This window comes from Wolbachia endosymbiont of Armadillidium vulgare str. wVulC, assembly GCF_001027565.1.
Taxonomy (GTDB): Bacteria; Pseudomonadota; Alphaproteobacteria; order Rickettsiales; family Anaplasmataceae; genus Wolbachia.
Genome location: NZ_ALWU01000010.1, coordinates 274,008 through 290,647, shown reverse-complemented (window position 1 = coordinate 290,647; position 16,640 = coordinate 274,008). Strand labels below are relative to the sequence as shown.

The 16,640-nt window shown below is 35.6% G+C and carries 8 protein-coding genes and 1 pseudogene; 5 read left to right on the top strand and 4 right to left on the bottom strand.

The annotated features are described in order from the left end of the window. The first annotated feature begins 12 nt into the window (after positions 1 to 12). Genes wVul_RS06910 through wVul_RS06900 form a run of 3 tightly spaced genes read left to right on the top strand, consistent with a single transcriptional unit; the run spans position 13 to position 11,521 of the window. The gene (locus tag wVul_RS06910; protein WP_047759683.1) at positions 13 to 5,298 is read left to right on the top strand and encodes a DUF1601 domain-containing protein; all 5,286 of its coding nucleotides are present in this window, start codon (positions 13 to 15) and stop codon (positions 5,296 to 5,298) included. Next, positions 5,295 to 10,838 (top strand): ankyrin repeat domain-containing protein, encoded by a 5,544-nt coding sequence (locus wVul_RS06905; protein ID WP_047759682.1) that lies wholly within the window; start codon positions 5,295 to 5,297, stop codon positions 10,836 to 10,838. The genes wVul_RS06910 and wVul_RS06905 overlap by 4 nt, the downstream gene beginning before the upstream one ends. A 23-nt stretch (positions 10,839 to 10,861) precedes the next feature. Continuing rightward, positions 10,862 to 11,521, top strand: a complete 660-nt coding sequence (locus wVul_RS06900) for a latrotoxin-related protein (RefSeq protein WP_047759681.1) — start codon at positions 10,862 to 10,864, stop codon at positions 11,519 to 11,521. A gap of 29 nt (positions 11,522 to 11,550) precedes the next feature. Here wVul_RS06900 and wVul_RS06895 read toward each other — a convergent pair. The 4 genes and pseudogenes from wVul_RS06895 to wVul_RS09580 form a co-directional block, all read right to left on the bottom strand. After that, a pseudogene (locus tag wVul_RS06895) lies at positions 11,551 to 12,612 on the bottom strand (Rpn family recombination-promoting nuclease/putative transposase); the annotation flags it as partial. After that, the gene (locus wVul_RS09590; RefSeq protein WP_202966484.1) at positions 12,609 to 13,028 is read right to left on the bottom strand and encodes a group II intron maturase-specific domain-containing protein; all 420 of its coding nucleotides are present in this window, start codon (positions 13,026 to 13,028) and stop codon (positions 12,609 to 12,611) included. The pseudogene wVul_RS06895 and the gene wVul_RS09590, both read right to left, overlap by 4 nt. Next, positions 13,018 to 13,275, bottom strand: coding sequence for a reverse transcriptase domain-containing protein (locus wVul_RS09585; protein WP_202966483.1), 258 nt, complete (start codon positions 13,273 to 13,275; stop codon positions 13,018 to 13,020). Before wVul_RS09585 ends, wVul_RS09590 begins: the two co-directional genes overlap by 11 nt. After that, positions 13,250 to 14,074 carry a reverse transcriptase N-terminal domain-containing protein gene (locus tag wVul_RS09580; RefSeq protein ID WP_202966482.1) on the bottom strand — a complete coding sequence of 275 codons (825 nt, stop codon included), beginning with the start codon at positions 14,072 to 14,074 and terminating at the stop codon, positions 13,250 to 13,252. The genes wVul_RS09585 and wVul_RS09580 overlap by 26 nt, the downstream gene beginning before the upstream one ends. Before the next feature lie 779 nt (positions 14,075 to 14,853). Here wVul_RS09580 and wmk point away from each other — a divergent pair. Next, a complete protein-coding gene (wmk, locus tag wVul_RS06885) occupies positions 14,854 to 15,762 on the top strand; it encodes a WO male-killing family protein Wmk (protein ID WP_047759680.1) in 909 nt (302 codons plus the stop codon). A 187-nt stretch (positions 15,763 to 15,949) separates the two neighbouring features. Continuing rightward, complete coding sequence (locus wVul_RS06880; protein ID WP_047759679.1) at positions 15,950 to 16,618, top strand: JAB domain-containing protein; 669 nt, start codon at positions 15,950 to 15,952, stop codon at positions 16,616 to 16,618. Positions 16,619 to 16,640: the final 22 nt, after the last annotated feature.

Genomic DNA, 16,640 nt, shown 5'->3' with positions numbered 1-16,640 from the left:
GATTTTAAAGTTATGATCCCTAACAGACAGTCAAGTACGCCGGTTAAATATAATCTAAAAATGAAAGACATCACTGTACAATCCCCCTATCCTCCATCTTTAAAAAATCGCAATGTAATACTCACTAAGGAAGGTATGGGGAGTGATTACCCAGTCGATTTAGCTCAACACCACATTATTTCACGTGTCATGCTCAGAGATTTTTACAATAAGCTGATAGAAAAAGGTGATGTTAAAAAATTCAGAAGATTTTTCTCTGCTCTAAGGGAAAACATCCCTGAGTATTATAGAGAATCAAGAGAGGGCAATAGTAATAGTAGGGAAGATATTACGAGAGCTCAAGAATTTATAGATAATTTAATGGAAGGATCTATTATACATAGTAATAATAATGAAGCAGCTTCTTGCACTGATATTAAAGATCCCTTTCTTACTTGTTTATTATGGCTTCCTGGAAACATTTTTATTGGTCCTGATGCTAAAAACAGATCAGATGATCCAGAGACGGGTTTTGAAGAGAATGCACGCACGATTATAGGTGAGAAAAACTTTAAGAATATAAAAAAAATCAAAAACCTTATGGATAGTTACATTCGAGGAGATTTGACAAGCTTAGGATTTTTTGAAGCACAGCTTATTAAATTAGTAAGGAAAAGTAAACCATACCCATTACGAGCAAAGCAGTGGATTATTAGTCATGGTAAATACAAAATAGCTGTACAGGATTTTACGCCGTGTAAAACAAGAAGCAAGAGAGCAGCTAGTGGAAGGATGTTATGTATAGACTTAAATGATATGTTTCGTTTGTCAGAAGAAGCAGAAAGAGATGTGTATACAGAAGAAGGTAAAAAGACATTTCAAGAGATTCTGCAGCATTTAAATGAAGGTAAACATAATCTTAATGCATCGCTTGTAATCATCTACCGTATATTAGCGGATAAATGGCAAAGATTGAGATTTCTTGAAGAGACGGAGGAGGTATTGTATAATTTCCTTGGTGAATTAGCAAGTATATGGATAAGGGCTTTGCAAGATGAAAGCATACCCTTTAAGAACATAGATCTTTCTAGTGTCTATGATAGCTTATTGAAGCTGAGAAACTTTAATGATCGATGGAAGATAGAGGATCCGAAGCTCCCTAATCTAATCTTGGAGCTTGCAAATAAGGCACAAACATATACGAAATTTGGTTCTCAAGATATTGCAAATACCTTAAATGCGCTATCAAAGTGGGATCTATCATCGGACTTTAATTGGAAAGATCATTATAAGCCTCTGATTCTCGAGCTTGCAAAAATGGGAATAAAAATATCAGATCAGTTTAATGCTCAAGATATTGCAAATACCTTAAATGCGCTATCAAAGTGGGGTCTGTCATCGGACCTTAATTGGAAAGATCATTATAAGCCTCTGATTCTCGAGCTTGCAAAAAAGAGAGAGGAAATACTTAGTCAGTTTAATGCTCAAGATATTGCAAATACCTTAAATGCGCTATCAAAGTGGGATCTGTTATCGGACTTTAATTGGGAAAATCATTATAGGCCTCTGATTCTTGAGCTTGCAAAAAGGGAAAAGGAAGTACTTAGTCAGTTTAGTGCTCAAGATATTGCAAATACCTTAAATGCGCTATCAAAGTTGGATCTGTTATCGTGCCTTAATTGGGAAAGTTATAGGCCTCTGATTGTTAGTCTTGCTGAAAAGGGAGAGAGAATATCAAATCAGTTTAATGCTCAGGATATTGTAAATACCTTAAGTGCGCTATCAAAGTGGGATCTATCATCGGACCCTAAGTGGAAAGATCATTATGAACCTCTAATTCTTAAGCTTGTTGAAAGAGGAATGGAAATATCAGATCAGTTTAATGCTCAAGATGTTGCAAATACCTTAAATGCGCTATCAAAGTGGGATCTGTCATCGGACCTTAATTGGAAAGATCATTATAGGCCTCTAATTCTTAAGCTTGTTCAAAGGGGAATAGAAATATCAAATCAGTTTAATGCTCAAGATGTTGTAAATATCTTAAGTGCGACATCAAAGCTGGATCTGTTATCGGATCTTTATTTTTCCACATATCATAAACTTCTGATTCTTCGGATTATAAAAAAGAGAAAAAAATCAGATTTGGTTTATTATCTAGATCAGTTTAATGCTCAAGATATTGCAAATGCCTTAAATACGCTATCAAAGTGGGATCTGTTATCGGATCCTGATTGGGAAGAACGTTATAAGCCTCTAATTCTTGAGCTTGTTAAAGAGGGAATAAAAATATCAGATCAGTTTAATGCTCAAGATATTGCAAATACCTTAAATGCGCTATCAAAGTGGGGTCTGTCATCGGACCTTAATTGGAAAGATCATTATAAGCCTCTGATTCTCGAGCTTGCAAAAATGGGAATAAAAATATCAGATCAGTTTAATGCTCAAGATATTGCAAATACCTTAAATGCGCTATCAAAGTGGGGTCTGTCATCGGACCTTAATTGGAAAGATCATTATAAGCCTCTGATTCTCGAGCTTGCAAAAATGGGAATAAAAATATCAGATCAGTTTAATGCTCAAGATATTGCAAATACCTTAAATGCGCTATCAAAGTGGGATCTGTTATCGGGCCTTAATTGGAAAAGTTATAGGCCTCTGATTGTTAGTCTTGCTGAAAAGGGAGAGAGAATATCAAATCAGTTTAATGCTCAAGATGTTGCAAATACCTTAAATGCGCTATCAAAGTGGAATCTGTTATCGGATTTTTATTGGAAAAAACATTATAAGTCTCTGATTGTTAAGCTTATTGAAAGGGAAATGAGAGTAGCGTATCAGTTTAGTGCTCAAGATATTACAAATACCTTAAATGCGCTATCAAAGTTGGATCCGTTATTTTCTCATAAATTCAAAAAAAATAATAGGTTTATAATCATTGATCTTGTTGAAAGGCAAGTAGAAATATCGAATCAGTTTAGTACTCAGGATATTACAAATACCTTAAATGTGCTATTAAAGTGGGATCTGTTATCGGACCTTGATCGGAAAGATCATTATAAATCTCGGATTCTTAGGCTTATAAAAAAGAGAAAAAAATCAGATTTGGTTTATTATCTAGATCAGTTTAGTGCTCAAGATATTGCAAATGCCTTAAATGCGCTATCAAAGTGGGATCTGTTATCGGACTTTAATTGGAAAGATCATTATAAGCCTCTGATTCTCGAGCTTGCAAAAATGGGAATAAAAATATCAGATCAGTTTAGTGCTCAAGATATTGCAAATGCCTTAAATGCGCTATCAAAGTGGGATCTGTTATCGGACTTTAATTGGAAAGATCATTATAAGCCTCTGATTCTCGAGCTTGCAAAAATGGGAATAAAAATATCAGATCAGTTTAATGCTCAAGATATTGCAAATACCTTAAATGCGCTATCAAAGTGGGGTCTGTCATCGGACCTTAATTGGAAAGATCATTATAAGCCTCTGATTCTCAAGCTTGCAAAAATGGGAATAAAAATATCAGATCAGTTTAATGCTCAAGATATTGCAAATACCTTAAATGCGCTATCAAAGTGGGATCTGTTATCGGACCTTAATTGGAAAGATCATTATAAGCCTCTGATTCTCAAGCTTACAAAAAGGGGAGAGGAAATACTTAGTCAGTTTAATGCTCAAGATGTTGCAAATACCTTAAATGCGCTATCAAAGTGGGATCTGTTATCGGATCCTCATTTGGACAGATATCATTATAATTTTCTGATTTTTAGTCTTGCAAAAGTGGGAATAAAAATATCAGATCAGTTTAATGCTCAAGATATTGCAAATATCTTAAATGCGCTATCAAAGTGGGATCTATCATCGGACCCTAATTGGAAAGGTCATTATGAATCTCTAATTCTTAAGCTTGTTGAAAGAGGAATGGAAATATCAGATCAGTTTAATGCTCAGGATATTACAAATACCTTAAATGCGCTATCAAAGTGGGATCTATCATCGGACCCTAATTGGAAAGGTCATTATGAATCTCTAATTCTTAAGCTTGTTGAAAGAGGAATGGAAATATCAGATCAGTTTAATGCTCAGGATATTACAAATACCTTAAATGTGCTATTAAAGTTGGATTCATCATCAGATCCTGACTTGGAAAAGCATTGTAATCTTCTGATTTTTGAACTTAAAAAGAGAAGAGACGAGCCAGAATTGAATATTGATGATGAAATGGCGGTGGAGCTCAAAGAATTCAAAAGTAAAATAGGTAACGAAGTTTTAACTAGACATGAAAAAATAAAAGGCACTACTACTCATGATGTAAACAAGAGTGATGTGTTAAGTAACGCATTACAGTCCTTACAACTAAATGAAGTATCATTGTTGATGAGTCAAGAAAGTAAAATGTCTACAAAATTAGAAAAAAAGACATATTACAACACACTGATTGATATTGGCGCACTCGTTTATGATCACAAAAATCATGTTCATAGAGATCGTTTGGAAGCAATAGAAAGTAGGATTTTTGATAATCCGTTGCTCAGTGTAGGACATGACTTATATTACTTATCAAAAAATGAAGATAATATTGTTGATCAAGATAAATTGTATTCTGATCAAATAAAAAATAAGGTTAGCTCCTATAGTTATATAGAGAGCGGGAGTAGATTAGATGCTATATATAGTGAGCTCAGTGATACAGACATAAAGGATTACTTTAGTGATAGTAACGTCAAGGGGGTTTATACAGAAATTGAGGCCTATAATAAAGAAGTAATGACTATACATTCCATTCAGGTATCTGCTGATGAAGTATACGTGAACGTAAAGGATAATAATGGCGATCACCAAGAAGTAGTGATAGGTAACGCTGCAAGCATACAAAACACAGAGAATTATATATTAGATGAGAAAACTTCTGAAATCAAATTTAAAACGGATAATGATAAAGAGTACATAATAACGCAAGAGGGAGAAGACGTTAAGCATTATTTGAATATCCCTGGTGGATATAAAGTAAAGGTTGGTGATATAATTAGCAGCTTTACTAAAAATGAAAAGGAAGTGATTCATAATAGATTGAGTGAGCTAGAGTTATCAGCAGCTATGAAGGGGATTGAAGAGATAGGCAATGCTGAAATAACTGATCAGGATTATAATAGTATTGTAGGTGAAATTAAACAAAGTTTTTTACAAAAAGGAGTAAGAGAAGATACTTTTGACCGATTAAAAAATCATCTTGATAGTCTGAGTGAGGAGGTTTTTAGAGAATACATTAGCGATTTAAAAAAAAATTTGAGAGCTCTGGAACTGAATTTGATCGTGGTAAGTTGAGCCCAATAAAGGAAAAAGTAGTTAAGGGAGGAAAACTTTTCTTTTTTATGGCTATATATGATCTATTTGATAGTATAGTTGATATATCAAATCTTGGGCGTCATGATAATGAGGCTTTAAAGCAAATAACTTTTGTGGCCGGCATATTGGATACTCTCAATGATGCCAGGGAAAGTCTAAGTACTAGCTATATACATCCTGATTATACTATAAAAACAAAGCTTCCTCGTAATGGTTTAGGGAAGATTATAAGCAAGATACCAAATATTGTACGTAAAGGTTTTGTTAAAATAATTAGTAATCCTGTAGTTCAAGGTATTACATTTGTAACCGTTGCTTATCAATTTGGATATAGTATAAATGAAATAGCTAAAGGTAATCTTCATCCATTAAACTACTATTGGACAACTAGTAGCGGTGTAAAATTGACGAGTATGAGTATAAGACCTGTAAGTATGGGAGTTGGTTTTGCGATGAAGGGCGTAAGTATTACTCCTAAAGTTCTTAGAGGGTTATTCGTTGCAGGCAAAGTTTTAGGCAAGTTATCAATGGTTACTGCAGTTCTTGATATGGCAATATTAATTGGTATGAGCATCAATGAAAGAATGGAATATACTAGAGCAATAGCGGAACAGGTGCCTCTATTACCTGGCAATGAGCAAGCAGGGGTGTTTTTTGCAGAATGGAGAAAATTTTTTACAGGAAGAGATTTAGGAAAGGAGTATGAAGAGGTAATTAGAATAAAAGGTCATTTAAATGATGTAAAAAAGAAGGCTATTGAAGTGTTGGTTGGTAGTGATGTAGCTGCAGTTGTATGGTATATATCCTCTATTAAAGAAAGATATAATGAGATAACTATTCATAGAGAAGGAATGTATTCTCAAGCGATGAAAGTACATTATACAGTTGAATGTGAGCCGGAAAAAGAATATAAAAACGTTTCTTTTAATAGTGGTGCTGGCACTATTTCTAATTCTTACGTAGCGTATCATAATTTATCTCTCCTTAATATACCTAAAGCACTAAAGATGAAACCTTATATCTTGGGCATGAGTGGAGATGTGGGAGCTTTTCGTAGTAATATGGGATGTTTTGACAAATTTAATGAAGAAGAGGTTTATATTATTGATACAAACGCAAGACATGTCTTTCATCTAACCAGATTTGAGTACGAAAACCTTGATTTAAGAGTTGTAGATGCACCATTAAAATACACGAAAAAAGAACCTCAATGTGGTGCTGTAATCAATCTAATTTATCCAAGAAGAAAATCTTCCGCTTGTAATATTGCCAAACTTCGTAGAGAATGTACACAGGAATTTGTCCTTTCAGATGAACCTTTCGTTTTAGCCGATATAAAAAAGAGTCGCTCTTCTCCAATATTATACCTATTAGGGCCTAATCAGTTAATAGCAGCAAAAGATTACCCAGCAATTATGTATGTTCCAAAGGGTGAGATAGATTATATCGGTTCAAAATATCATGATAATACCTTTATTATCAATCACGATACTCGTGGTAATATTAGTGGAGGAATAGTAAATAATATCATAGTAATGAATTATGATACCCCTAGCCTTTCTGTTGAATTAAATAAAGGGATTGTTGAAATGGGAGAATCAAAAATACATTTATTGAATGTATATGATTATGTTTCTCATTCTACAGATAATCAATCCATTATTACTGATTGCAAAACAAGGTATATTGATGCAGGAGAAGGCGGAGGGTATAATTCTATACAAAGTCATGATGTCGATTGCCAAGACAATGATTATGAAGTGAGAAAGGTTAACAAGAGGGATACACACCTTAGAAGTACAAAACAAACATCATTCATTGTTGATAAGAGCAGTGGTGATGGTGCTGGTATAAATTCTGGTAATCTTGGATCAAAGAAAAACTTGGATGTGATACTTTTTGAAGGTAATGATATTAGACTATTAAGAATAAATGAACACCAAGCTTATTACAATCTAGAGCTTTTGGCTGATGATGAAAAGAGCAAAGTTGCAAGTATTAAGGTAGGTGATTTTGAAAAATTAATGATCCAAGCAAAAAAAGCAGGGATAACAGAAGTAGTTACGATACAGAATAAATCTTTGTCTGATTTAATAAAAGATATGAAGTATCAGAAGCTGAATCACTCAGGAATTGATGTTGGTAGCAAAATTATGGAAGACAGTAAAAAAATATCGAAAGCAGTAATAATTGCAAACATTATAGATTCAGAAGGTCCAACGGCTTATAAAGTCGCAAAAGATATTATTAATAACAATAATCTAGGTGTCCCAATATCTTTAGTGCAAGCGAAGAAAATTGTGGGCAATGTTGTTTATGAAGAGATAATTGGAGGTATTTATACTGATGAGATAGCAGCTGATTTTAGTTGTGAAAATATTCATTGTAAGAAGGTTATTACGATAGAAATGAACTCATACAGTAGTGATTACGTTGTTAAATTTCCTCAGACTTACAAGCGTAGTCATTCAGTTGATTTTACACTGAGAATAATAACAGCACCTTACGCTAGCACATCTGATAAGGTAATTGACCTTACTGGGTGTGACATAGATCCAAAAAATATTAAATGTAAAGTAAATTGTGAGAATGCTAATGAAATAGTACTTAGTAGTCATATTAATCAAGGATCTTTCCAAATTGTTTTAGATAATTATTTACGAGGTCCAAAATATCAACAAGTTGCTTTTCAATTTAACAAAGGTGGTAGGTTTTACAAAGTTAACAGTGCAAATCTTAAATTTGAGCCCGCAAGGGCAGGGGTGGATCCTGATGGTGAGAATAAAGTTGGTTCTTCATTAAGAGAGCGGATGTTTGATGCTATAGATCAAGATAATATGGATGAAGTTGAGGATCTAGCTAAAAGTATTGATATTGAGAGGTTAACATCTTTTGATAAAGGATGTGCTAGCATTGAATATCAAGATATTCGCGGTCGTAGTCTTTTGCACTTAGCTGCTCAAGAAGGCAAATTGAGTATGGTTAAATTTTTTATTAATCAAGCTGTTAGTGTTATGGATATAGATAAGTATGGCAATATACCTTTTTATTATGCTGCTAAAAATGGTCATACTGAAGTAGTAAATTCTCTATGGGATAAGGCAGTAGGGGTGCAACGTGAAATGCTAGAAGCCAATGACTATGAAGCATTTAAATTAGCTGCTAAAAATGGTCATACTGAAGTAGTAAATTCTCTATGGGATAAGGCAGTAGGGGTGCAACGTGAAATGCTAGGAGCTGATCGCTATGAAGCATTTAAATTAGCTGCTAAAAATGGTCATACTGAAGTAGTAAATTCTCTATGGGATAAGGCAGTAGGGGTGCAACGTGAAATGCTAGAAGCCAATGACTATGAAGCATTTCGCTATGAAGCATTTAAATTAGCTGCTAAAAATGGTCATACTGAAGTAGTAAATTCTCTACGGGATAAGGCAGTAGGGGTGCAACGTGAAATGCTAGAAGCCAATGACTATGAAGCATTTAAATTAGCTGCTAGAAATGGTCATACTGAAGTAGTAAATTCTCTATGGGATAAGGCAGTAGGGGTGCAATGTGAAATGCTAGGAGCTGATCGCTATGAAGCATTTAAATTAGCTGCTGAAAATGGTCATACTGAAGTAGTAAATTCTCTATGGGATAAGGCAGTAGGGGTGCAATGTGAAATGCTAGGAGCTGATCGCTATGAAGCATTTAAATTAGCTGCTGAAAATGGTCATACTGAAGTAGTAAATTCTCTATGGGATAAGGCAGTAGGGGTGCAACGTGAAATGCTAGAAGCCAATGACTATGAAGCATTCATATTTGCTGCTGAAAATGGTCATACTGAAGTAGTAAATTTTCTATTGAATAAGACAAGCTTATCAGAGGTACAACGCGAAATGTTAAAGGCTGATAGTTATGAAGCATTCAGATTTGCTGCTAAAAATGGTCATACTGAAGTAGTAAATTCTCTATGGGATAAGGCAGTAGGGGTGCAACGTGAGATGCTAAAGGCTGGTGGCTATCGTGCATTCAATTTGGCTGCTGGAAATGGTTATACTAAAGCAGTAAACTTTCTGTGGGAAGAAGCAGTATCATTGAAGATGGAATATTTTATGTTAGAAGCTGGTATCATAAAGTATGAAGCATTCAAACTGGCTGCTGAAAATGGTCATACTGAAGTAGTAAACTCTCTGTGGGATAAGGTAAAATCAGGGGTACGATATAAAATGCTAAGGGATAGTGGTTATCATGTGTTCAAATTGGCTGCTGAAAATGGTCATATTAAAGTAGTAGACTCCCTGTGGAAAAAGGCAGAGTCATTTAAAGTACAACATGAAATGCTAGAATTTTGGCATCATCTGGCATTCAAATTGGCTGCTGAAAATGGTCATGATAAGATATTAGATTTTCTGTGGGGCAAGGCAAACTCATCGGGGGTACAATATTCAATGCTGATGACTGGATGTTATAAACCATTCAGATTCGCTGTTAAAGGTGGTTATGATGAAGTAATAGACTCTCTGTGGACAAAGGCAAAACAGTTAGGTATACAGCTTGCAATGCTAAGGGATAATGATTATCATGCGTTCAAATTGGCTGCTGAAAATGGTCATACTGAAGTAGTAAATTCTCTATGGGATGAGGCAGAATCATTAGGGGTGCAACGTGAGATGCTAAAGGCTAATAATTATGAAGCATTCATATTTGCTGCTGAAAATGGTCATACTGAAGTAGTAAATTTTCTATTGAATAAGACAAGCTTATCAGAGGTACAACGCGAAATGTTAAAGGCTGATAGTTATGAAGCATTCAGATTTGCTGCTAAAAATGGTCATACTGAAGTAGTAAATTCTCTATGGGATAAGGCAGTAGGGGTGCAACGTGAGATGCTAAAGGCTAATAATTATGAAGCATTCGTATTAGTTGCAAAAAATGGTCATGATAAGATATTAGATTTTCTGTGGAACAAGACAAGCTTATCAGAGATACAACACGAAATGCTAAAGGCTGGTGGCTATCGTGCATTCAATTTGGCTGCTAAAAATGATCATACTGAAGTAGCAGATTCTCTATGGGATAAGGCAGGATCATTAGAGGTACAACGTGAGATGCTAAAGACTGGTGATTATAAAGCTCTTGCTCTTATAATTACAGGCCGTGAGGGTGTTTATTTTTTAAAAAGATTTCGATCTGCCATTAGTGTTGATAAGGAATCAATAATTTATTCACCCCATATTAGTGGTATTCTCATTCAAAAATGGAAGGAGTGTCTTGAAGCTGTAGCACATCGTGAAAATGAGGAAATGTTCCAATGGGTATGGCAAACTTTTATCCTCCCACTTAGACTTGAAAAAAAACAAGAGATCAGTGAATTTTATCAAGAATTCAAGCAGAATCTACAGAAGCAGGAGGTTCACCAAAAAGAGCTGAAGAAAGTGTACAAGAAAAGAAAAAAACTACACAACGCAAACGTCGTCATCACCGTGGAGATTATAATCGTCATCATGGTCACTTATCACGTAAACCTCTTGCTATAGATTTAAGTAATCAACATGAGGTAGTGGCAAGTAGTAGCGCAAGACCATCTTCATGGATAAATGATTTGTTTAGTTGGGTAAAAGATTCTATAGGAGGGTTGTTTAGTTCTAGAGCTGCTTTACCTGAGGAAACATTAAATACTACAAGCTCCATCTCACAAATTGATGCGCCAATAGATGTAAATGGTACAATAATGTTACTTGATTTATTGATTAGAAAAGTTACAGGTCAAAAGTACATTTCTACAGCAGATCAGCCTATATCTCCACTAGAGGCACAGAGCTATGCATTGAATATTACAAAGGGATTTGAGCGATTATTGAATGAAACAGCCACTAAATCAGGTATATCAGTAAAAAATCTAAGCTTTGATCCTGTGGCAGTACAATCAGCTATAGTTAGGCAAATAGTAAGTGAAAAATTTTCTGAAATATCAAAAACTCTATATTCATTTGCAAAAGAAGCATGTCCAGAATTAAAACAAACTGATAAGTTTCTAGTCCACTTAAGAAGCCAATTAGAAGGGGAAAAAGAAACTGTACTGCTACAACAAAAAATAGAGAAACCTTCTGAAGTCTTAGATCAACAAGTTTCAAGAAAAGTAGAGCTACCTAAGAGGCCTAATACTTTCTTAAATGGAACATCAGTAGTTAAAGGAATAAGCAGTGTGTTAGAGCGATAAATCAAGGAACTATATGGTCTTTCTGCCTGTAACTGCTTGATTTCATTAGAGGAAAGACCTGTAGTTTGCGATATGATGTCAGTAGAGACGCCAGCCTTAAGTAGATTTTTGGCCACAGCTATTTTAGCCTGTTGTTCGCCCTCTGCTATACCTTCAATTTTACCTTTTTGACGGCCGATTTGGATGCCTTCTTGTCTACCTTTTTCTTGACCTAGTCTAAGCCCCTCATCAAATTTTTCAGCAAAAGCAGCAATCTCATCCATTATACGTTTTTTCCTTTGCTCATATGCTAGTAATTCTTCTTCTGACCAGTTAAACTTATTCATCTCTTCATAAGCTCGTTTTATTATTACGTCACTACCAACTATCTTATCTAGATCCTCTTCCCTTGTTTCTCCTGCATAACGAAAAAAATAACACCATTTCTCTACTATATTTTCTAGTTGGTCTTCTTTGGTTTTTGTAAATTTTGGTAGCTCTATAAATACGAAGTAAAAATCCTTCAGGTCATGTTCAAATGTTTTTCTATCAAGAGTAACGTGATCGGATTTGTACTCTGGTTTATTAGGAAATAGGATAAAATCAGTGATAGCAATAAAGACAACTTCCTTCAGATCTTGATATTGACCACCTACGTCAGCTTGACTGGAATAAGCTTTAGCGGCATAGTATTGTGCACGTTTTTCGAAGCCAGTAGTTCTAGCGACTTGCATCTCAACAATTGTTTGAACACCTTTAGAATCTCTACACAATACATCAACAATACTTTCCTTTTTAGCAGCAATATCAGGATTTTGAATGGGATTTAGAAACTGCACATTTTCTATTTTAGCTTCATCAGTAAGGCCTAGAATGTCATTGAGAAAGTGGATAAGAATGTCTTTATTTTTTTCAGTGCCAAATATTCTTTTGAACGAGTAAGAGTTTAGTGGACTGAGATATTTTCCACTAAACTCTCCTCTAGGAACCGTACTTGAAAGTTTCCCTTCATACGGCTCGAGCCATCTTAAGTCCTTTTCTCGAGAACCGGCAACAGCTTCCTTCAAATATTCTGGCATTTCAAATTCCTTACTAGGATTAACATTAATCATATCTTATCATCCTCATAAAGAGAAGGATTATTTGATCTACGTTTTTCAAAGTAGGCATACCATTCTTTATCGTAGGGATTTGCCTCAGCTTGAATTTTCTTGTGGCGACGAATTGGTACGCTTGTTGCTTGAAAGAGTTCCTTCCACTCAACTGTACCTTTATTCTTAGTCAGCGCTGCAAAGCACCATCTTCTGGCTTCTTTTGTTTTAAAGTATTTCCCCTTAATCCAGCGTAAGCCTTTATTAGGGTGTCTGCGTTTTGACCATTGCCATAAGGCTTTAAAAATCTCAGAATCCACTTTCTCATAAGCTTTTCTTGCGCATATTCCCCTGTGGTAATAGACCCACCCTCGAATTTGAGGTGTGAGCAGTTCTATTACTTTTTCTTGGGTTGCTGCGCAGTTCTTACGAATCAAGCACCGGATGCGCTTCAGAAGTCGGTTTGTACTTTCTGCTGAAGGTTTGATGATTATCTTCCTTTCGTACTGTCTGACCTAGAAAATCAAATCCCTGTTCTACGTGTGTGATCTTGGTTTTTCCTGTGGATAGAGTTAACCCTCTGTCGCTGAGGAAATCCTCTACTAGCCTTTTAACTTTAGTCTCAAGAATTTCTTTTGATTTTCCAGTTACTATGAAGTCATCCGCGTAGCGAATCACGTGCACACCATATTTCTTGCGTTTTCTTGTTCCCGAAATGTTTACTGATAACATTTTCGAAACCATTAAGGGTCAAGTTAGCAAGTACAGGGGAGATAATTCCTCCTTGTGGAGTCCCTGCTATTGTGAAGCGGAACATTTGTTTTTCTATGAACCCAGATTTTAACCATTTGCTGAGAATATTCTTTTCTATTGGAATTGAGCTTTCTAACCAGCAATGGTCTATTTCATCAAAACACTTCTTAATATCCGCCTCTAGGATCCATTGCGATCTGTCGCGTCCCGCCAAAGTTTTGTGGATCTGGCTTATCGCATCAGCAGCTGAGCGATGTTTCCTAAATCCGTATGAGTGTCTATCTCCTATTGTTTCTGCAACAGGATCAAGTCCCATAAGATATAAGGCCTGCATCGCTCGATCTTTCATAGTGGGAATACTAAGAGGTCGCTTGCTGCCTGTAGGTTTGGGGATATAGACTCGTCTCAAAGGTTGAGAGCGATATCCTCGTTGCCTCAGGTTTGCAATTCCTTGAGATTTTGCTGAAGGGCTCTGCCACAACTGGTTGTCAACACCAGCTGTACATTTTCCTTTATTTGAAGTTACGCGTTTTACTGCCAACGCTTTAGCACTAAAACTACGTGTGAGGAGGCGTTGTAAAGTTTTCACTTTATTCCATCTCCTAGCTTTTGTTGCCTGAACAATACGAGCTTGTAGCCTTCTGGTATTTTTTTTACACTGAAACCAGTTAATTTGATTCCAGTGTTCTGCCGTACCGAAAGGTGCACTTACAATTTTACCTGTAACCATCTGCTTTCCTCACTTAAAAGGTTTTACAAACAATCTTGTTCAAGATGACCGTAGTGGACGTCAGTTCTCTTTCGAGCCAGATAACGTTTAAACCTGTATCTCATCCATTACAGATGAGCATTCACTTTTTCCACACTCCCAATCCCACATATCCATCAGTCTTTCTCATGATCAACCTTACTGAGTAAAGAAATTACCCAGAGATATATGGGGTTTCCGTGTTCCACCTATCAAACAACGAGCGGGTTAGGATTGATCTATACACCGGTGGTGTTTATGTTTGCGTATCAGATGCGTTCACGCTGATAACCTACCACATACCTTTTGGTCCAAGCCTGTCAGTGTCTTTGGCTTGTTCGATTTAACGATGCTTACGATCATTCACTTCTGTTATCCATACCGTTCACCCTAGCCCCCGTGCCAACTTGACACTTATAGCATCGTTCCTTCTTCACAGACCGAACTTCTCCTTTTCGGGCGGGTTCATTGTCCTAAACGCTTTGCATAAGACATTACTGTACTTATACAGTTTAGTAGGGTACGAGTGGCAAAACACTCGGTTTAGTCAGTGCTAAACAGTTCAATAGACGACTTTCACGTCACACAAAAGCATAATCATTGCGTGCATCAAGAAATTTAGATAAAGCCATAGGAAATCCACTTAAAAAGCATTAATAATTATACACAATTGTGAAGAAATATTCAACTAAAATTCAAACATAGAAGGAAGCATCCTTTTTATATATCTTTATTTGGTAGTATTAACCTGTATAATATTTATGGCAAATATCTCGATAAGGTACCAGATAGCACAAAAAGTAAGGAGCTGGAGGTTAAAGAGAAAATATACTCTAAAAGATTTAGTAGGCAAAGCAAACATAAATTACCATACACTGCTAAGATACGAGCAAGGAACATGTGGCATTCCAATTGAAAGGCTAAAAGTGATAGCAGAGACATTATCAATCCCTATTAGAAATCTCTTTCCAAGACAAAAAGTACTAAAAGAAAACAGTTGTTTCGACAAAGCTAAGACCCAGGAAATGTATAATTTTATAGAAAAATACAAAAGAATAGAAGGACGAAAAGCAATTTATGCATTAACCAAATCTATCCGAACTGAGGAAGAAAGTAATATAAAAGCAGCAAGAATAAGAATTGCAAAGAATCTAGTTAAAGCTGGGTTTGCTACTGACATTATCTATCGAGCAACGGGCTTATTAACCGAAGAATATGCTGATAGAGAGAGTATCGGCTGTACAAGCCAAAACGGAGGACAAGAGATCAAGAAGTGGAGAATAATCAGAGGCTATACGCAAGAAGAATTAGCAAAAAAGCTAGATGTAGGTCCCTCACAGATACATCACTATGAACAAGGTAGCGTTACTCTTTTAAGTGAAAGGTTGGGGGAGATAGCAAGAGAATTATCAGTGAATGCTGAAGATCTGATAAAGGAATACAAAGAAAATGATTGCGAAGGAGAAAATGAGTTATTAGGTTTGGCAAGAGAATATAGAAAAATTGACAATCAAGAATCACGAGATGAGCTAAATATATGGGTAGAATTTTTATTGCAAAGAAAGCAAATTTACAAAGAGAAGATTAATAAAATAGAGGAAATGAAAGTTGCAAATAATTTACTTCAGTTAGGTTTTTCTACTGATGTTATTTCTAAAATAATTGATTAACAACAACCTTTTTACATAACTTGAAAATAAATATGTATTAATATCTTTACCTATTTATGAAAAAATAAGTAAAAAAGATTTAAAAATTGATTTGACTTCACTCGGAAGCTATGGCTTTATGCCAATGCTGATAAAAAACAGCAGTAAATAATTAAAAACAATTTGTTATTAACGAGGAGTATATTTTATGAATAATGGTAAAAAACTTACAGAAGAAATAGAGAGAGTACTACAGAGCGGAGGAGGAAGTGCTCTATTTGATCGTGAGATAGTGTCAGTGCTTCTAGGAGCAGTTCACGACAGAAAGCAAGCACAAGATGTTACTAAAACTCTAATGGATAACTGCCCAGGAATAGGAGAAATTTTGGGACGAGAAATCGATGACCTGAAAATGATAGACGGAATGACTGAACATGCAGCCGCAGCGATTGAATGTGTTAAAGAAGCTTACAAGAGGGCACTAAGAGAAGGGTTAAAGAGAGGCCCTGTAATGGATAGCCAAGAAAAGCTAATAGAGTATGTAAGGGTAAATATAGGCTTTTCAGCAAAAGAAGCTGTCCTGATAATATACTTGGATAAACAGAACCGTCTGATAAGAGATGAAGTGTATTTTGGTACAATAGATGAAGTACACCTATCTGAAAGGAAAGTGGTAAAAAAGGCGTTATCAATGGAAGCAGCGTCAATAATATTAGCTCATAACCATCCGGGAGGGAGTTTAGAACCATCAGAAGATGATAAAGTAATGACTAGAGAATTAGTGTCAGCATGTCAAGGAGTGGGAATTGAACTAGAGGATCACATTATTATGACAGACAAAGGATATTGCAGTTTTAAGGAAAGAGAGCTGTTATAAACCAAATTTCAATTGCTTGAGA

Bases quoted from the DNA above. Each gene is read 5' to 3' on its own strand.
- wmk (WP_047759680.1), top strand. From the start codon at position 14,854: ATGGCAAATATCTCGATAAGGTACCAGATAGCACAAAAAGTAAGGAGC.
- wVul_RS06880 (WP_047759679.1), top strand. From the start codon at position 15,950: ATGAATAATGGTAAAAAACTTACAGAAGAAATAGAGAGAGTACTACAG.
- wVul_RS06910 (WP_047759683.1), top strand. From the start codon at position 13: ATGATCCCTAACAGACAGTCAAGTACGCCGGTTAAATATAATCTAAAA.
- wVul_RS09580 (WP_202966482.1), bottom strand. From the start codon at position 14,074: ATGGTTACAGGTAAAATTGTAAGTGCACCTTTCGGTACGGCAGAACAC.